This window comes from Actinoallomurus sp. NPDC052308, from assembly GCF_040679195.1.
Lineage (GTDB): Bacteria > Actinomycetota > Actinomycetes > Streptosporangiales > Streptosporangiaceae > Actinoallomurus > Actinoallomurus liliacearum.
Map to the genome: position 1 here is coordinate 162725 of NZ_JBFAUM010000015.1, position 17579 is coordinate 180303.

At 71.5% G+C, this 17579-nt stretch carries 15 protein-coding genes; 6 read left to right on the top strand and 9 right to left on the bottom strand.

What is annotated here, in order from left to right:
• Window positions 1–228 precede the first annotated feature (228 nt).
• On the bottom strand, window positions 229–1419 hold the full coding sequence (locus tag AB0L00_RS29525) for an ROK family transcriptional regulator (protein ID WP_364440345.1): 1191 nt from the start codon (window positions 1417–1419) through the stop codon (window positions 229–231).
• Between the two features lie 218 nt (window positions 1420–1637).
• Between AB0L00_RS29525 and AB0L00_RS29530 the strand changes: the two genes are divergently transcribed.
• The 6 genes from AB0L00_RS29530 to AB0L00_RS29555 all read left to right on the top strand — a co-directional run bounded on the left by AB0L00_RS29530 (window position 1638) and on the right by AB0L00_RS29555 (window position 7596).
• Window positions 1638–2924 carry an extracellular solute-binding protein gene (locus AB0L00_RS29530; RefSeq protein ID WP_364440346.1) on the top strand — a complete coding sequence of 429 codons (1287 nt, stop codon included), beginning with the start codon at window positions 1638–1640 and terminating at the stop codon, window positions 2922–2924.
• A 12-nt stretch (window positions 2925–2936) separates the two neighbouring features.
• A complete protein-coding gene (locus tag AB0L00_RS29535; RefSeq protein WP_364440347.1) occupies window positions 2937–3908 on the top strand; it encodes a sugar ABC transporter permease in 972 nt (323 codons plus the stop codon).
• Window positions 3905–4747, top strand: coding sequence for a carbohydrate ABC transporter permease (locus AB0L00_RS29540; protein ID WP_364440348.1), 843 nt, complete (start codon window positions 3905–3907; stop codon window positions 4745–4747). Before AB0L00_RS29535 ends, AB0L00_RS29540 begins: the two co-directional genes overlap by 4 nt.
• On the top strand, window positions 4747–6207 hold the full coding sequence (locus AB0L00_RS29545) for a glycoside hydrolase family 3 N-terminal domain-containing protein (RefSeq protein ID WP_364440349.1): 1461 nt from the start codon (window positions 4747–4749) through the stop codon (window positions 6205–6207). Before AB0L00_RS29540 ends, AB0L00_RS29545 begins: the two co-directional genes overlap by 1 nt.
• A 104-nt stretch (window positions 6208–6311) precedes the next feature.
• On the top strand, window positions 6312–6779 hold the full coding sequence (locus AB0L00_RS29550; RefSeq protein WP_364440350.1) for an Rrf2 family transcriptional regulator: 468 nt from the start codon (window positions 6312–6314) through the stop codon (window positions 6777–6779).
• A 22-nt stretch (window positions 6780–6801) separates the two neighbouring features.
• Entirely contained in the window at window positions 6802–7596 is a 795-nt protein-coding gene (locus AB0L00_RS29555) for a DNA-formamidopyrimidine glycosylase family protein (protein WP_364440351.1), read from the top strand.
• A 46-nt stretch (window positions 7597–7642) separates the two neighbouring features.
• On the opposite strand, the gene AB0L00_RS29560 is transcribed toward AB0L00_RS29555, so the two are convergent.
• The 8 genes from AB0L00_RS29560 to AB0L00_RS29595 form a co-directional block, all read right to left on the bottom strand.
• The gene (locus AB0L00_RS29560) at window positions 7643–8110 is read right to left on the bottom strand and encodes a DNA starvation/stationary phase protection protein (protein ID WP_364440352.1); all 468 of its coding nucleotides are present in this window, start codon (window positions 8108–8110) and stop codon (window positions 7643–7645) included.
• Window positions 8111–8289: 179 nt separating this feature from the next.
• A complete protein-coding gene (locus AB0L00_RS29565) occupies window positions 8290–8661 on the bottom strand; it encodes a helix-turn-helix transcriptional regulator (protein ID WP_345361971.1) in 372 nt (123 codons plus the stop codon).
• 111 nt (window positions 8662–8772) lie between these two features.
• Entirely contained in the window at window positions 8773–10047 is a 1275-nt protein-coding gene (locus AB0L00_RS29570; protein WP_364440353.1) for a CinA family nicotinamide mononucleotide deamidase-related protein, read from the bottom strand.
• Complete coding sequence (pgsA, locus tag AB0L00_RS29575; protein WP_364440354.1) at window positions 10019–10627, bottom strand: CDP-diacylglycerol--glycerol-3-phosphate 3-phosphatidyltransferase; 609 nt, start codon at window positions 10625–10627, stop codon at window positions 10019–10021. Before pgsA ends, AB0L00_RS29570 begins: the two co-directional genes overlap by 29 nt.
• On the bottom strand, window positions 10624–12066 hold the full coding sequence (locus tag AB0L00_RS29580; protein WP_364440355.1) for a MiaB/RimO family radical SAM methylthiotransferase: 1443 nt from the start codon (window positions 12064–12066) through the stop codon (window positions 10624–10626). The genes pgsA and AB0L00_RS29580 overlap by 4 nt, the downstream gene beginning before the upstream one ends.
• 106 nt (window positions 12067–12172) lie before the next feature.
• Window positions 12173–12910, bottom strand: a complete 738-nt coding sequence (locus tag AB0L00_RS29585; RefSeq protein WP_364440356.1) for a helix-turn-helix domain-containing protein — start codon at window positions 12908–12910, stop codon at window positions 12173–12175.
• Window positions 12911–13052: 142 nt separating this feature from the next.
• Window positions 13053–15617, bottom strand: coding sequence for a DNA translocase FtsK (locus tag AB0L00_RS29590; protein ID WP_364440357.1), 2565 nt, complete (start codon window positions 15615–15617; stop codon window positions 13053–13055).
• Between the two features lie 233 nt (window positions 15618–15850).
• Complete coding sequence (locus AB0L00_RS29595) at window positions 15851–17530, bottom strand: ribonuclease J (RefSeq protein ID WP_364440383.1); 1680 nt, start codon at window positions 17528–17530, stop codon at window positions 15851–15853.
• Between the last annotated feature and the right edge of the window lie 49 nt (window positions 17531–17579).

Consider the following 17579-nt stretch of genomic DNA (forward strand, 5'->3'; position numbering starts at 1 on the left):
AAGGGGCTAACGGCAAACCCCCCCCCCTACCCCCCCCCACGCCCACGGCCCACAACGGCTCCCACCCCGGGGGCCCGGCGGGCTCGCACGGCCCCCGGCCCGGCTTCTCGCGTGCTCGGCCAGGTGGGACGGCCACGAGGCGCCGGCCCGGCTCGGCAGCCGCTCGGAATGCGGGAGCCCGGGTCCGTGTTCGGGACGCGTCCCGGCCGGCGGCGCCCTCGCCGCCACTCAGGCGGGCGAGGCGGAGAACACGTCGTCGCGGGCGCGGTCGACGGCGGCGAGCAGCGCGCCGCGCAGGACGGGGTTCCCCTCCACCTGGGTGAGGGCGACCCGGGGACGCGTCGGGCAGATCCGCCCGACGGCCTCCTCGACGAGCCCGGCGAGCCGCTCCCCGCCGGCCCGCCCGACGTCCCCGGCGATCACGACGAGCCCGGGGTCCAGCACGATCGTCACGGACGCGACGCCGTACGCCAGGCGCGCGGCGAACTCGCGCATGAACGGCTCGCCGTCCTCCCCCGCCTCGGCCGCCGTCCGCACGCACTCGGTCGCGGTCGAGGCGGCGAAGCCGTACCGGCCGGCGAGCTCGCGGATCGCGTCGGCGCCGACGAGCGCGCCGAGGCCGCCGCCGAGTGCCGGCATGCCCCAGGTCAGCGACTCGGTGTCCTCGTCGGGCAGCGGCATGCCCGGCACGGGAAGGTAGCCGATCTCCCCGGCGCCGCCGGAGACGCCGCGGTGCAGCCGGCCGCCGAGCATGACGGCGAGCCCGATGCCGCGGGTCGCCCACAGCAGGGCGAAGTCGCCGACGTCCCGGGCCGCGCCGTCGGCCCGCTCGGCGAGCGCGGCGAGGTTCACGTCGTTCTCGATGGTCACCTCGAGCCGCAGGTCGCGGCGGAGCGCCTGGAGGATGCCCGCGTGCCAGTGCGGCAGGTCGTAGATGAACTGCACGTCCCCGGTACGCGGGTCGATGACGCCGGGGGTGCCGAGGACGAGCGCGTGCAGTTTGGCGAGCGGGATCCGGGCCGAGCGGCAGGCCTTCACGACGGCGTCGTGGATGACGGAGACCGGGTCGTCCGCGCCGTTCGGGTCGACGGTCACCTCGGCGGCGATCTCGCCGGTGATGTCGGCGACGCCTGCCGTCACGCGGTTGGGGCCGACCTCGAGGCCGGCGACGTACGCGCTGGAGGGGACGACGGCGTACAGGGCGGCGTTGGGGCCTCGGCCGCCGGCCTGCTCGCCGACGACGGACACGAGGCCGCGCTCCTGCAGGCGGGAGAGCAGCTGAGACGCGGTGACCTTGGACAGGCCGGTGTGCTGCCCGATCTGCGCCCGGGTGAGCGGGCCCGAGCTCACGAGGAGATCCAGGGCGGATCGGTCGTTGAGCTCGCGCAGCAGCCTCGGTGTCCCCGGGCGACTCGGCATCTCCGGCCCCATTCCGTATCGATTTGGTGACGGCCTATTGCTTAGGAAAGTTTCTTGTTAGTTTAGCAGCCAAGCAACCCGTTACCCCAAGTTTAGGCATGAGCCGCTACAGCGCCGGCTGTAGGAGCGCTTCACCACCAGCGCGTACGACACACCGCACGACAGGGACCCCGTGCGGCGACGTACGCACCGGTGGCGTGACCGAAGGGAGTTCCATTATGCGGTTCACCAAGGCCGCCGCCACAGCCGCCGTCCTCACGGTCGCCGTCGCGGGCTGCGGCGGGAACGACAAGAAGGACGATGCGGCCGGAGGCAAGGACCCGGCGAAGATCGTCGTCTGGCAGATGGGCGACGGCAGCCCCGAGCAGACGAAGTTCCTCGACGGGGTCAAGGCCGAGTTCCAGCAGAAGCACCCGAAGACCGACGTCCAGGTGCAGTACATCCCCTGGCCGCAGGCCACCCAGAAGTTCCAGACCGCGATCGCCGGCGGCTCCGGCCCCGACGTGACCGAGGTCGGCAACACCGACGTGCAGTCCTGGGTCGAGCAGGGAGCCTTCGCCGACATCAGCGACAAGCTGAAGGGCTGGGCCGAGGGCAAGGACCTCAACAAGGGCGCCCTCGCCAACGACCAGGCGGACGGCAAGACGTACGCCGCTCCCTGGTACGGCGGCGTCCGGGCCGTCTGGTACCACAAGGACTGGTTCAAGGCGCTGGGCATCCAGCCCCCGACGTCCTGGGCCGGCCTCGTGGACGCGGCCAAGAAGATCCAGGACAAGAAGGGCGTGCCGGGCATCGCCGCGCCGAGCGACTGGACGAACGGCATCCTCAGCTTCGTCTGGGCCAACGGCGGCGACGTCGCCGCCAAGCAGGGCGGCAAGTGGACGGGCACGCTCGCGCAGCCCCAGGCCAAGGAGGCCGTCCAGTTCTACGCGGGCCTCGTCAGCAAGGACAAGGTCGCCCCGGACAAGTACATCGGCAAGAACGAGCTGCAGGGCCCCCAGCAGGACTTCGCGCTCGGCAAGGTCGGCATGTACATGGACGGCAGCTGGGCCCTCCCCCAGCTGCAGAAGATCAACGCCAAGGACTCCGCGAACTGGGGCGTCTTCCCGATCCCGGGCAAGGACAGCGGCCTCGCGCCGGTCTTCTCCGGCGGCTCGGACCTGGCGGTCTGGAAGGACAGCAAGTACAAGGACGTCGCGTTCGACTACCTGACCGTGCTGGACAGCAAGAAGAACGCGCAGGCCTTCGCCTCCACGCTGAAGTTCCTGCCGCAGTTCACCGACGTCCTGCAGAGCGCGACGTACAAGAACGACCCGATCATGGGTCCCTTCGCGCAGGCCGCCGCCAGCGGCGTGCGGTTCACGCCCACGAGCAAGGGCTGGGCCGACTACGAGGGCGCCAAGAAGGTGCTGCCGAACGCGGTCAAGGCCATCATGCAGGGCAAGTCTCCCGACGAAGAGCTGCAGAAGGCCGACGAGCAGGCCGGTTCCCTGCTCAACCAGTAAGGGACCGCCTCCATGCTCGACACCGCTCAGCCGGTGCGGCGGACGCCGGGCCGGGACACCACCCGCCCGGCCCGGCGTCTTCGCCGCCCACGTTCCGGGCCGTACCTGCTCATCCTGCCGGCGCTCCTGGTCATCGGCGTGCTGCTGATCTGGCCCGTCGTCCAGATCGGCCGGATGTCGTTCGAGAAGGTCGGCGTGCGGCAGCTCCGCGGGGAGCCGGCCGAGAACGTCGGCCTCGCCAACTACCGGCAGATCCTCGGCGACGGGTTCTTCTGGACCACGTTCCGCCACACGGTCCTGTTCGCGGTCGTCGCGGTCACCGCGACCCTGCTGATCGGGACGCTCGTCGGCCTGCTGATCAACCGGCTCGGCAGGAAGATGTCGGCCTTCGTGGCGGGCGGCGTGATGATCGCGTGGGCGACCCCGCCGATCACCGCCGCGATCATCTTCTCCTGGCTGTTCGGCACCACCGGCGGCCTGGTCAACTGGTTCCTCGACCTCCTGCCGAACGCGCTGGTGGGATCGGGCTGGGCGAGCTACAACTGGTTCGCCACGCCGCTGCCGACGTACACCGTCCTGACGATCTGCGTCGTGTGGATGTCGTTCCCGTTCGTCGCGGTCTCGGTACTCGCCGGACTGCGGACGGTGCCGAGCGAGCTGTATGAAGCGGCCCGCGTCGACGGCACCAATCCATGGCAGAACTTCTGGAAGATCACCTTTCCGCTGCTTCGGCCGATCTTCGGCGTCCTGCTCGTGCTCTCGGTGATCTGGGACTTCCGCGTGTTCACCCAGCTGTTCGTCATGTCGGGCCTGGCCAACCGCGACTCGTTCAACCTGTCGCTCTACGGCTACTCGGAGGCGTTCGGCTCGCTCAACGCCAGGTACGGCCTCGGCTCGGCGATCGCCGTGGTCCTCACCCTGATCGTTCTGCTCGTCACCGCGATGTACGCGCGGATGGTCATCCGTCAGGAGGGAGCGGCATGAGGGCCCTGCACTGGCGCCGTATCGCGCTCAACGCCGCCGGCATCGGCGTGTTCCTCGTCTCGGTCTTCCCCGTGTTCTGGATGGTCTCCACGGCGTTCAAGCCGAACGGAGAGATCTTCAGCGCCACCCCGCACCCCCTGCCGGAGGATCCGACCCTGGGGCACTTCCGCTTCGTCGTGAGCGGCGGCGTCGCCGGGGTCTCCTTCTGGCACTACCTGGCGAACAGCGCGATCCTGGCGATCTCGACCGTGCTGATCTCCGGGCTGCTCGCGCTCCTGGCGGCGACGGCCGTGGCGCGGTTCCGGTTCCGGTTCCGCACGACCTTCCTGATCATGCTGCTCATCGTGCAGATGGTCCCGTGCGAGGCGCTGGTCATCCCGCTGTTCGTCGATCTGAAGCGGATGGACATGCTGAACAGCCTGGTCGGCCTGACCGCCGTGTACGTCGGGTTCGCGCTGCCGTTCGGCATCTGGATGCTGCGCGGATTCGTCGCGGCCGTTCCCAAGGAGCTGGAGGAGGCGGCGGCGCTCGACGGTGCCGGACCCCTGCGGATCTTCTTCCGGGTCCTGCTCCCCCTCGTGGCGCCCGGCCTCGTGGCGACGAGCGTCTTCTCCTTCATCACCGCCTGGAACGAATTCCCCTTCGCCTACACATTCCTCAAGGACCAGGACAAGGCCACCTTGCCCATCATGTTGCAGTTCTTCTTCGGCCGTTCCGGAAACGATTGGGGCCCGATCATGGCGGCGTCCACGCTGCTCACCCTCCCCGTCATCGCGTTCTTCCTCATCGTGCAGCGCCGGATGGTGTCCGGCCTGGTGGCAGGGGCGGTGAAGGGTTGATGAGCGACCCGTCTCTCGAGCGCCTCGCGAACGCCACGCTGCTCGCCCCCTTCCCCGGCGCCACTCCGCCGCGCTGGGTCCTGGAGGGCCTGGAGCGGGGCATGAGCGGAGTGACGCTCTTCGCCATCAACGGCAACGTGCCGGGCACCGGCGAACTGGCGGAGCTCACCGCGGCGTTGCGGGGGCACGCCGATCCGCTGATCTCCATCGACGAGGAGGGCGGCGACGTCACGCGGCTCGCCCATGACACGGGCAGCCCGTACCCGGGCAGCGCCGCGCTCGGCGCCCTCGACGATCCCGCCGTCACCCGGCGGGTGTACCGCTCGCTCGGCGCCGAACTGCGGGAGGTGGGGGTCAACCTCGACTTCGCCCCGTCCGCGGACGTCAACACCGCCGACGACAATCCGATCATCGGAACCCGGGCGTTCGGCTCCGACCCCGAGACCGTCGCGCGGCACGTCGCCGCGGCGGTCGCCGGGTTGCAGGAGGCCGGGGTCGCCGCGTGCGCCAAGCACTTCCCCGGCCACGGCGCGACCTCCCAGGACTCCCACCTGGAGATCCCGACGGTGGACGCCGACCTGCCGCTGCTGGAACGGCGTGAGCTCGTCCCGTTCCGTGCCGCCATCCAGGCGGGGGTCGCCTCCGTCATGACCGGCCACCTCCGCGTTCCGGACCTCACCGACGACGCTCCCGCGACCCTCTCGCACGCCGCGGTCACCGGGCTGCTGCGCGGTGCCCTCGGGTACACGGGGCCGGTCGTCACCGACGCGCTGGACATGCGCGCCGCCAGCGACGCGATCGGCATCCCCGAGGCGTCCGTCCGCGCCCTCCTGGCGGGTTCGGATCTGCTGTGCCTGGGCTCGAAGGAGTTCGAGGACAGCGTGCGCGCCATCCGCGAGCACATCGTCGAGGCCGTACGCCAGGGGCGGCTGCCCGGCGAGCGGCTCGAGGAGGCCGCGGAGCGGGTCGCCGGGCTCAAGGCGTGGCTCGCCACCGCCGGCAGCGCGGAGGTCGACCGCGCGGTGGGGCTGGAGGCCGCCCGCCGGGCCGTCCGGGTCACCGGTACGCCCTCGGTCTCCTCCGGCCCCGCCGTCGTCGAGATCCAGGCTCCGTCGAACATCGCGGTCGGGCCGGTCCCCTGGGGTTTCGGCCCCTGGGTGCCGGACGTGGTGCGCGTGGAGGCCGCCGACGCCGACACCCGGGACCTTTTGGAACGTGCCCACGGGCGCTCGCTCGTCATCGTCGTCCGCGACGCGCACCGCTACGCCGGGCATCGCGACCTGGTGACGGCGCTGCTGGCCGCCCGTCCGGACGCCGTCCTGGTCGAGATGGGGGTTCCGGTCTGGCGGCCGGAAGGAGCCGCGTACGTCGCCACGTACGGCGCCACGCGCGCCAACGCCCGGGCCGCGGCGGAGGTGATCGGTCTCCTGGAGCCGGTGTCCGGTGACGCCCTGGCGTAGGGATCGGCCCGAAATCGGGCGGATGGCGGGAAAAAACCCGAACACCGATCGGAAAACGGGGACGCTTGGCGTGATCAGTTCCGTCGAGGCGGGATAATCGGAACATGCGATTGTCCGCCCGGGTCGATTACGCGCTCCGCGCGTCCGCCGAGCTAGCCGTCGGCGGCGAACGCCCCGTGACGGCCGTCCAGCTGGCTGAGGCGCAACAGATTCCCCCGAAGTTCCTGGAGAACATCCTCAGCCAGCTGCGCCGTTCGGGTCTCGTCCGCAGCCAGCGCGGGCCGGAGGGCGGCTACTGGCTCGCCCGTCCGGCGAACCAGATCTCGCTCGCCGACATCATCCGGGCCATCGACGGCCCGCTCGTCGGCGTACGCGGGGAACGGCCGGAGCACCTGGGGTACGAAGGACCGGCACGCGCTCTGCAGACCGTGTGGATCGCCCTGCGGGCGAGCGAGCGGGCCATCCTCGAACAGGTGACCCTCGCCGACGTCGCCTCCGGCGAGCTGCCCCCCGCGGTCAACAAGCTGACCGAGGATCCGGCCGCCTGGGACTCCCCCGCCTTCCGGACCTGAGGTCACCGGACCGGGAGACGCGATGCCGGAGGGAGACGTCGTCTGGGCGGCCGCCAAGCGGCTGCACGCGGCGCTCGCCGGACGGGTGCTCACGCGCAGCGACTTCCGGGTGCCGCGCTACGCCACCACCGACCTGACCGGTCGTTCGGTCATCGAGGCGGTCTCCCGGGGGAAGCACCTGCTCATCCGGGTCGAGGGTGACGTCACCGTGCACACGCACCTGCGCATGGAGGGGACCTGGCGGATCCGGCGGGCCGGCCCGCCGCCCCCGCGCGACCACCGCCTGCGGCTGGTCCTGGCCAACGCCGAGTGGCAGGCACTCGGGTACTCCCTCGGCGTGGTGGAGGTCGTGCGCACCTCACGGGAGGACCGCGTCGTCGGCCACCTGGGGCCCGACCTGCTCGGCCCGGACTGGGACCCGGCCGAGGCGGTGCGCCGCCTCCGGGAGCGCCCGGAGCGGGCGATCGGTGAGGCGCTGCTCGACCAGACCCGGCTCGCCGGCATCGGCAACGTCTACAAGGCGGAAGTGCTGTTCCTGCGGGGCGTCGACCCGTGGTGCCCCGTCGGCGCGGTGCCCGACCTGGAGCCCCTCGTCGAGCTCGCCCACCGGCTGCTCGACGCCAACACGGATCACCCGGACCACATCACCACCGGCGACAGCCGGCCAGGCGCGCAGCACTGGGTGTACGGACGCGCCGGCCGCCCCTGCCGGCGCTGCCGCACGCGCATCCGGCGGGCGGACCAGGGCGACCGGCCCGAGGAGCGGATCACCTACTGGTGTCCCTCCTGCCAGCCGCCGCACGAGCCGGCGTCCTGAGAAGAACATGGCGGCGGAACCCCTCCGCCGCCACGCCGTCCCGCGCTCAGCGCTGGGCCTCGAACATCCAGTGCTGCTTCTCCAGGTCCTGCGCGACGGCGATCAGCAGGTCCTGGCTGACGAGGTCCGAGTCGTCCGTGGTCTCGATGCGGTCGCGGAACCGCTGGATCATCTGGGCGAGCAGGTCGGTGACCGCGGCGACCACCTTGTCGTCCTGCAGGTAGCCCGCGTCGAGCTGGTGGACCTTGGTCGTGTCGGCGACCGTACGCGCCCGGCCGTCCGGGTTGACCCCGATCGCCACCGCCCGCTCGGCGACCGTGTCCGCGTGCGCACGGGCCAGGTCGACGAGCTCGTCGAGCTGGAGGTGAAGGGAGCGGAAGTTGCGCCCGGTGAGATTCCAGTGCGCCTGCTTGCCCAGCAGGTGCAGATCGACGAGATCCACCAGCGACTCCTGCAGGACGGCGCCGGTCACCTTGCGCGCATCGTCGGGAAGCGGGCTCTTCACGGTCGACATCGCCGAGTCTCCTTCTCAGTCAGGTCAATGTCCCCTTTCAGGGGCGACCCTTCCCGAGAAGGGACCGGATAACCGTGTGATCGGTCTCGCGCCGGGACCCGACGCTCCGGCGTGCAGACACGAACGCCCTGGTCGCGGACGTCCGCGACCAGGGCGCTGTGCGCGTTTCGAACGGGCCGTCAGGCCGCGACCATGTCGGCGCGGAGCGCGTTCTCGATCGTCTCGGGGGTGTTGGGGATCGCGTCGGCCGAAATCCTGTCGCCGTCGAGCCGCTCATGCTCCGGCGGCGCACCTGCCATCACGGGCTCCTGCTGCAGCTCGGCCAGCGCCAGCTGATCGGAGACGTCGCGCAGCACGTGCGATAGCGGCACGCCGAGGGCTTTGCAGATCGAGGCGAGCAGCTCCGAGGAGGCTTCCTTCTGTCCCCGCTCAACCTCGGACAGATAACCCAGCGACACCCGTGCCGCCGCGGAAACTTCCCGGAGGGTACGGCCTTGGCGCAGCCGCAGCTGCCGGAGTACGTCGCCGAGCAGCTGACGAAGCAGGACCATGTCTCGCTCCCTCCGTGAGTCCTGACTCATCTACCGGTTCCACCGTACCTGTCTTCACGATGCACGTGGCAGACCGAAACTTTCATGTTCGCTTCCGACGTAACGCTGTAATCACCCCGGCTCTTCCCGGTTGCCCGCCGTGACGGCCCAACTCTCACTGGAGTCCAGTGTGAGCAGATGACGCCGCAGCAGGTCAAGTGCATGGACGACGGTCATCCTGCGAATCGGGCCGCGGGCGCGTTCCCCGTCACCGGCCACCGGCAGCCGAACCGAGCGAACCGTCGCGGAACCGCCGGTTTCGGCCACCGCGACGTGAACCGTGCCGACCGGCTGCCCGTCCTGCGGGTCGGGGCCGGCCACGCCGGTCACGGCCAGGCCGTAGGAGGCGCCGAGGCGCTCGCGGACTCCGGTGGCCATCGCGGCGGCGACGTCCGGATGGACGGCGCCGTGCGCGGCCAGCAGGTCCGCGGGAACGCCGAGAAGCGAATGTTTGAGAGGGGTCGCGTAAGCGACCACACCTCCTAGGAACGTCGCGGACGACCCGGGCATTCCGGTGAGCTCGGCGCCGAGCAGGCCGCCGGTGAGCGACTCGGCCACCGCGACGGTCGCGTTCCGCTCCGCCAGGAGGCGATGGACGACGCGGTCGAGGTCGAGGTCCTCCTCGGCGTACACCGAGCCGCCGAGCAGCTCACGCGCCAGCGCCGCGGCCTCGGCCACCCGGTCCTCGGCGGTACCGGTGATCCGCACCCGGACCTCGCCGGGCGACGGGTAGTAGGCGAGCCGCACGCCGGGAAGCGTCTCCACCGGCGCGAGACGCGCGGCGACCACCGACTCCCACACCGTCGCCGTGCGCAGCACGCGGGCCGCCACGGGAGTCCCGGCCAGCTCGGGCAGCACGTACTCGTCGACGATGGCGCGCATCTCCTCCGGCACGCCCGGCACGGCGTACGCGACGCCGCCGGGAAGGGCCACGCGCAGGCCCGGCGCGGTGCCGGCCGGGTTGGGCAGCCGCCGGGCGCCCTCCGGGACGTCGGCCATCCGCAGCGCCGACTCCCGCAGCGGCACGCCGCGGCTGACGGCCCGCTCCCGTAGCCGGGCCTCCAGGGCCGGGTCACGGCGCAGGGCGACCCCCGCGGCACGGGCCAGCGCGTCGCGGGTCACGTCGTCGGAGGTGCCGCCGAGGCCGCCGGTGACGATGACGGCGTCCGCGCGCTCCAGGGCCTCTCTCAGCGCCGCGACGATCGTCTCGGTGTCGTCGGGGACGACCACGCCGCGGACGACCTCCACGCCCGCCTCCGTGAGGCGCCGCCCGAGCCACCCGGCATTGCCGTTGAAGATGTCGCCGCGCAGGAGCTCGTCACCGACGTTCAGCAGCTCGACTCGCACGCCCGTCCTTCCACAGTTTCCATGCCTTGACCAGGTAGTCCAGGCCCGTGACGACGGTGACCACCGTCGCGGCCCCCATGACGATCCAGCGCAGCGGGTCGAACGGGCCCGGCATGATGTACAGGCCGATGGCGATCACCTGCAGCGTCGTCTTCAGCTTGCCGCCACGGCTGGCGGCGATCACGCCGTACCGGATGACGACGAACCGCAGCAGCGTGATCCCCAGCTCCCGGACGAGGATGGCGATCGTCACCCACCACCAGAGCCGCCCGAGCAGCGAGAGGCCGACCAGCGCCGATCCGACGAGCGCCTTGTCGGCGATCGGGTCGAGGATCTTGCCGAAGTCGGTGATGAGGTTGCGCCGGCGGGCGAGCTCCCCGTCGACGCGGTCGGTGAGCGACGCCACGACGAACATCCCCAGCGCCGCGACCCGCCACCAGGTCCCCTCGATGAACAGCAGCCAGACGAAGAACGGAACGAGCACCAGGCGGACGACGGTCAGCAGGTTCGCGATGTTGAGCACGCCCGCCTGCGGGGCCACCGGCGTGGCGATCGGGTCGTCGCCGGCGGAGGTCGTCATGCCCCGTCCACGACGGCGAGCAGGTCGACGCCCATCGCCTCGACGACGCGTGCGCGTACGATCCGCCCGACGGGCGCCTCCCCCTTCAGGGTCACCACGCCGTCGATCTCGGGGGCCTGGTGCGCGGCCCGGCCCTCGCCGGGCTCCTCGACCAGCACCTCCACGATCGATCCGATGCGCTCCTCGGCGCGCTGGGCGGTGAGCTCCTCGGCGAGCGAGGACAGGTCGGCGACGCGGGCGTCGATCTCGGCGGCGTCGAGCTTGCCGTCGAAGCCGACCGCCTCGGTGCCCTCCTCGTCGGAGTAGCCGAACACGCCGACGGCGTCGAGGCGGGCGGCGGTGAGGAACCGCGCGAGCTCGTCGACGTCGTGTTCGGTCTCGCCCGGGAAGCCGACGATGAAGTTGGAGCGCACGCCGGCCTCGGGGGCGAGCGCGCGGATCTGCTCGAGCAGGCCCAGGAAGCGCTCGCGGTCGCCGAACCGCTTCATCCGGCGCAGCAGCGGGCCGCTGGCATGCTGGAAGGACAGGTCGAAGTACGGCGCGACGCCGGGCGTCGTGGCGATCGCCTCGATCAGTCCGGGGCGCAGCTCGGCGGGCTGCAGGTAGCTCACCCGGACCCGTTCGACGCCTGGCACGGCGGCGAGCTCGGGCAGCAGCGTCTCCAGCAGGCGGATGTCGCCGAGGTCCTTGCCGTAGGAGGTGGAGTTCTCGCTGACCAGGACGATCTCGCGGACGCCCTGACCGGCCAGCCAGCGGGCCTCGTCGAGGACCTCGGTGGGCCGGCGCGAGACGTATGCCCCGCGGAAGGCCGGGATGGCGCAGAACGTACATCGCCGGTCGCAGCCGGAGGCGAGCTTGAGCGGGGCCGCCGGTCCGCCGCCGAGGCGCCGCCGCAGCACGCGCGGGCCGCTCGCCGGGGCGACGCCCTCGGGCAGGTCCGGCGCGTCGAGGGCGGGCGGCGGATCACCGTGGCCCGGGACGTGGACGTCGGCCCCGGACCGCTGGACCGGGCTGAGCGGCAGCAGCTTGCGCCGGTCCTGCGGAGTGTGGGCCCGGTGCGGACGGCCGGCGAGGACGTCGTCGAGACGCTCGCCGATGGCGGCGTAGTCGTCGAAGCTCAGCACCGCGTCGGCCTCGGGCAGCGACTCGGCCAGCTCCGCGCCGTACCGCTCGGCCATGCACCCGGCCGCCACGACCCGCGCCCCGGAGTCGGACGCCGCGAGCAGGGTGTCGATCGAGTCCTTCTTCGCGGCGTCGATGAAGCCGCAGGTGTTGACGAGGACGACCGAGGCGTCGCCGGAGTCGTCGAGCGTCCAGCCCGCGCTCTCCAGGCGTGCCGCGAGCTCCTCGGAGTCGACCTCGTTGCGGGCGCAGCCGAGGGTGACCAGGGAGACGGTCCGGCGATCCGCCGAGTCGGTGGGTTGGTCGGCGGTGCTCACGCGCGGCGCTCCCCTCTCGCGGGGCGCGTGCGCTGCGCGGCCGCGGGCTCAGTACGCGGGGTGGACATGCCCCATACGGTACTGGCCCGCACGAGGCGGGCTGCCGTCAGCCTTTCTGCGGATCTCCCGGGCCGAAGGTGAGCCGGACGACCTGGCCGTCCGGGCCGGGTGAGCCGAGGTCCTTGCCGTTCACGGTGAGGCGCACCCCGCCGCCGTTGCCGATGACCAGGCGGATGTGCTTCTTGGCCGACCACTCCTGGGACTGACCTGCGCGGATGACGCCGCTGAACAGCTGCTTGCCCTTGTCGTCCTCGACGCTGAGCCAGCTCGCCCGCTTGGCCTTGAGGCGGACGGTGACCTCCTTGCGGGGCGCCTGGGCCACGGCGGCGGTGTGCGACGGGCGGGCCGTCGCCGTCGCGGTGGCGGCCGGCGCGGCGGCCCGCTCGGCGGACTTGTGGCGCTCCTCACCGGTGGCGACCCGGAAGATCCCGTACAGCACGACGGCGACCAGGGCGACCGCCATGGCGGCGCTCCAGTTCGGCGAGCGGCGTTCCAGGATCTTGACGGGGGTCTTCGCCTCGAACGCCAGCCGCGCGGAGACCGCCTGCGGCGGGCCCCCGTGCGCGTCGTCGTACTCCTGGACCAGTGGCTCCGGGTCGATCCCGGTGGCGCGCGCGATGCTCCGGATGTGGCCGCGGGCGTAGAAGTCCCCGCCGCACATGCTGAAGTCGTCGCGCTCGATGGCCTGGAGCACCGTCTCGCGGATGCGAGTCCGGCCGGCGACCTGCGGGACGCTGAGACCCGCCTCCTGGCGGGCCTTCGCGAGGGTGCCACCGATCGTCACGACACGCCTCCTGGGAACCTCGTGGCGGTGTTCAGGTCCACGCCGCCGGGTCGCTTCCCCGCTCCATGATCAGTCTATGAAGGCGGGGCGTGAGAAGCGATGTGCAACGCGCACTAAGTCAGCTACCCCAAGATCTCGATCGCTACTCTCCGCGCAGGGACGCGAGCACACCGGGTAGATCGTCGGGTTTGACCAGGACGTCACGTGCCTTCGACCCCTCGCTGGGACCCACTATGTTGCGGCTTTCCAGCAGGTCCATGAGGCGCCCCGCCTTCGCGAACCCGACGCGCAGCTTCCGCTGCAGCATCGAGGTCGAGCCGAACTGCGTGGAGACGATCAGCTCGGCCGCCTGGATCAGCAGCTCGAGGTCGTCGCCGATGTCCTCGTCGATCTCCTTCTTGCGCGTCTCCGCCGCGGCGACGTCCTCGCGGTAGTCGGGCTCGGCCTGCTTCTTGCAGTGCTCGACGACCTCGTGGATCTCCTTCTCCGAGACATAGGCGTTCTGCAGCCGCATGGGCTTGCTCGCGCCCATCGGCAGGAACAGCGCGTCACCCTGGCCGACCAGCTTCTCCGCGCCCGGCTGGTCGAGGATGACGCGGCTGTCGGCGAGGCTGGAGGTCGCGAACGCCAGCCGGGACGGGACGTTCGCCTTGATCAGACCGGTGACGACGTCGACGCTGGGCCGCTGCGTGGCGAGCACCAAGTGGATGCCTGCCGCGCGGGCCAGCTGGGTGATGCGCACGACCGAGTCCTCGACGTCGCGGGGCGCGACCATCATGAGGTCGGCGAGCTCGTCGACGATCACGAGGAGGTAGGGGTACGGCTGGTAGACGCGCTCGCTGCCCGGCGGGGCGGTGAGCTTGCCCGCGACGACTGCCTTGTTGAAGTCGTCGATGTGGCGGTACCCGGAGGCGGCGAGGTCGTCGTAGCGCCGGTCCATCTCGCCGACCACCCACTGCAGCGCCTCGGCGGCCTTCTTGGGGTTGGTGATGATCGGCGTGATCAGGTGCGGGATCCCGGCGTACGAGGTGAGCTCGACACGCTTGGGATCGACGAGGACCATGCGCACCTCGTCCGGGGTCGACCGCATGAGGATCGAGGTGATCAGGCCGTTGATGCAGGTCGACTTACCGGCGCCGGTGGCACCCGCGATGAGCATGTGCGGCATCTTGGCGAGGTTGGCCACGACGGTGCGGCCCTCGACGTCCTTGCCGAGCCCGACGAGCATCGGGTGGTGGTCGCCTGCCGCCACCGAGGACCGCAGGGTGTCCCCCAGGCTGACGATGTCCTTGTCGGTGTTGGGGATCTCGACGCCGATCGCGGACTTGCCGGGGATCGGGGAGATGATCCGCACGTCGGCGCTCTTGACGGCGAGCGCGATGTTCTTGGCCAGCGCGGTGATCCGCTCGACCTTGACGGCGGGGCCGAGCTCGATCTCGTACCGGGTGATCGTCGGACCCCGGGTGAAGCCGGTGACCTGCGCGTCGATGTTGAACTGGTCGAGCACCTCGGAAAGGGCGTTCACGACGACGTCGTTGGCCTTGGTACGCGGCTTGACGACCGATCCGGCCTTCAGGACGCCGGGAGGCGGCAGCCGGTAGGTGCCGTCGCCCGTCGACGAGGTCGACAGGGTGAGCTGCTCGGTGATCCGCGGCGCCGGCGTCGGGTCGGGCGGCATGGGAGGCTCCGGCGGCTCCGGAGGCGACAGCAGCTCGTCGGCGAGGCTCGGCCCCTCGTCCTCCTCGAAGATCTGGTCGGCCCGCGTGGTCCGGGTCTCGGACACGACCGGCGTGTCGTACGGCTGGTGGTGCTCGCCGACCTCGACCTCGGTCTTGCGGGACCGTTTCCGATTCTTTGCGGTCTTCTCCGGCTCCTCCGGTGCCTCCTCCGGCTCGCGCAGCAGCATCCGGTCCCGCAGCTCGGCGAGCCGGTCCGGCACCCGGTGCACGGGTGTCGCGGTCACGACGAGCACGCCGAAGCCGACCAGCAGCAACAGCAGCGGGACCGCGACGAAGGCGGTGACGGTGCTGGTGAGCGGCGCGGACAGCAGCCAGCCGAGCAGGCCGCCGCTGCCCTGCAGGGCGTGCTCGCCCGCGCTGGGGTACGGCGTGCCGTGCGCGATGTGCACGATGCCGACGGTGCCGCCGACCAGCGCCGCGCAGCCGATGAGGATGCGGCCGACGTCGCCGTTGCGCTCCGGATGGCGCAGCAGCCGCCAGGTCGGCAGGAGGCAGATCAGCGGCAGCACCATGGCCAGCGATCCCAGGCAGTCCCGGATCACCCGGCCGAGGTTCTTCAGCGCCCAGGTGTGCGGGTCGAACCAGGTGGCCGCGGCCAGGACGATCGCCAGGCCGAGGAAGGCGAGGCCCTGCCCGTCGCGGCGGTGCTCCTCGTCCAGCTCGCGGGCCCCGCGCCCGAACGTCCGCGCCATCCCGCCCACGGCGCGGGCCAGGAGCAACCACACCTGGGCCACGAACTGCCAGAAGCCGAGGAAGAGGGTGCTGATCGGATCGGGCCGCTGCGGGGGGCGCGCCGCCTGCCGGGACGCCGCCGGTGCGCGCTTGCGCGTCCCCGACGCGCGTGCCGGGGTCTTCGCGGCCGAACCCTTGCCCCCGGCCGCCGGTTTACGGGCGGCGGGCCTTCGCGCCGTGCCGCCACGCGTACCTGAGGAGGAGCCCTTAGCACCCCCGGGCGTACGTGTGGCCATGATGCCGAGACTAGCGGCGCCCCGCCCCGCCGCCGTTGAACCTCGCCTTACGGCGTGTCGTCGATCGGCCGTCGGCGGGCCGAACCCGCCCCGCCCGGCCGGTCCCCGGACCCGAGTCCGGAGGACACGAACCGGCCCCGTCCGGCCGGTCCCCCGGACGCGAGTCCGGGGGACGCGAACCGGTCCCGTCCGGTCCGGTCCGGTCCGTGCGGACCGGACCGGCTCGGGATGACTCAGACCTCGACGATGACCGGGATGATCATCGGGCGGCGGCCGTAGGTCTCGTTGACCCAGCGACCCACCGTGCGGCGTACGAGCTGCCGCAACTGGTGCATGTCGTTGATGCCGTCCGCGGCGGCGGTGTCCAGGACGTCCTCGATGCGCGGGATGACCGGCTCGAAGCTGTCGATCCCGGCTCCGCGGGCGTGGATCTCCGGGCCGCCGAGGGGCTTGCCGCTCTCGGAGTCGACCACGACGACGATGGAGACGAAGCCCTCGTCGCCGAGGATGCGGCGGTCCTTCAGCGAGGTCTCGGTGATCTCGCCGACCGACAGGCCGTCGACGTAGACGTACCCGGCGCGGACGGCTCCGGCGATCTTCGCCTTGCCGTCGACCAGGTCGACCACCACGCCGTCCTCGGCGATGATGACGTTCTCGTGGGGGACGCCGGTGAGCTCGGCCAGCCGGGCGTGCGCCCGCAGGTGCCGCCACTCCCCGTGGACCGGCATGAAGTTGCTCGGCCGGGTCATGTTCAGCACGTACAGCAGCTCGCCGGCCGGGGAGTGACCGGAGACGTGCACGAGCGCGTTGCCCTTGTGCACGACCCGCGCGCCCCAGCGGGTGAGGCCGTTGATGACGCGGTTGACGGCGTTCTCGTTGCCGGGGATGAGCGACGACGCGAGGATCACCGTGTCGCCCTCCTCGATCCGGATCTGGTGGTCCCGGTTGGCCATCCGCGACAGCGCCGACATCGGCTCGCCCTGCGAGCCGGTGCAGACCAGCACCACCTTGTCGGCGGGCAGGCCGTCGATCTCCTTCTGGTCGACCATGATCCCGCCGGGCACGTTCAGGTAGCCCAGGTCCCGGGCGACGCCCATGTTGCGCACCATGGACCGGCCGACGAGGCAGACCTTGCGTCCGCAGGCGTGCGCGGCGTCTAGGACCTGCTGGACGCGGTGGACGTGCGAGGCGAAGCAGGCGACGATGACGCGCTTCTCCGCCACGCGGATTACGTCACTCAGGACGACGCCGATGTCGCGCTCGCTGGTGACGAAGCCGGGGACCTCGGCGTTGGTGGAGTCCGACAGCAGCAGGTCGATGCCCTCCTCGCCCAGGCGGGCGAACCCGCCGAGGTCGGTGAGCCGGCCGTCCAGCGGCAACTGGTCCATCTTGAAGTCGCCGGTGGCCAGCACGAGGCCGGCGGGCGTGCGGATGGCGACCGCCAGGGCGTCGGGGATCGAGTGGTTGACCGCGAGGAACTCACAGTCGAACGGTCCAAAGGACCGCCGGTCGCCCTCGGCCACGCGCAGCGCGACCGGGTTGATGCGGTGCTCGGCGAGCTTGGCCTCCAGCAGTGCGAGGGTCAGCCGTGAGCCGACGACGGGGATGTCCGGCCGCTCCCGAAGGAGGTACGGCACGGCGCCGATGTGGTCCTCGTGGCCGTGGGTGAGGACCACCGCCTCGATGTCGTCGAGGCGGTCACGGATGTAGTCGAAGTCCGGCAGGATCAGGTCGACGCCGGGCTGCTCCGTCTCGGGGAACAGCACGCCGCAGTCGACGATCGCCAGCCGGCCGTCGTACTCGAACACCGTCATGTTGCGGCCGATCTCGCCGAGGCCGCCGAGCGGCACGATCCGCAGACCGCCCTGGACGAGCGGCCGCGGAGTGCCGAGACCGGGATGCGGATGACTCATCCCCATGCCCCCTCACCTGATCGAGCGGGGGCATGGTCTTGCGCGTTGG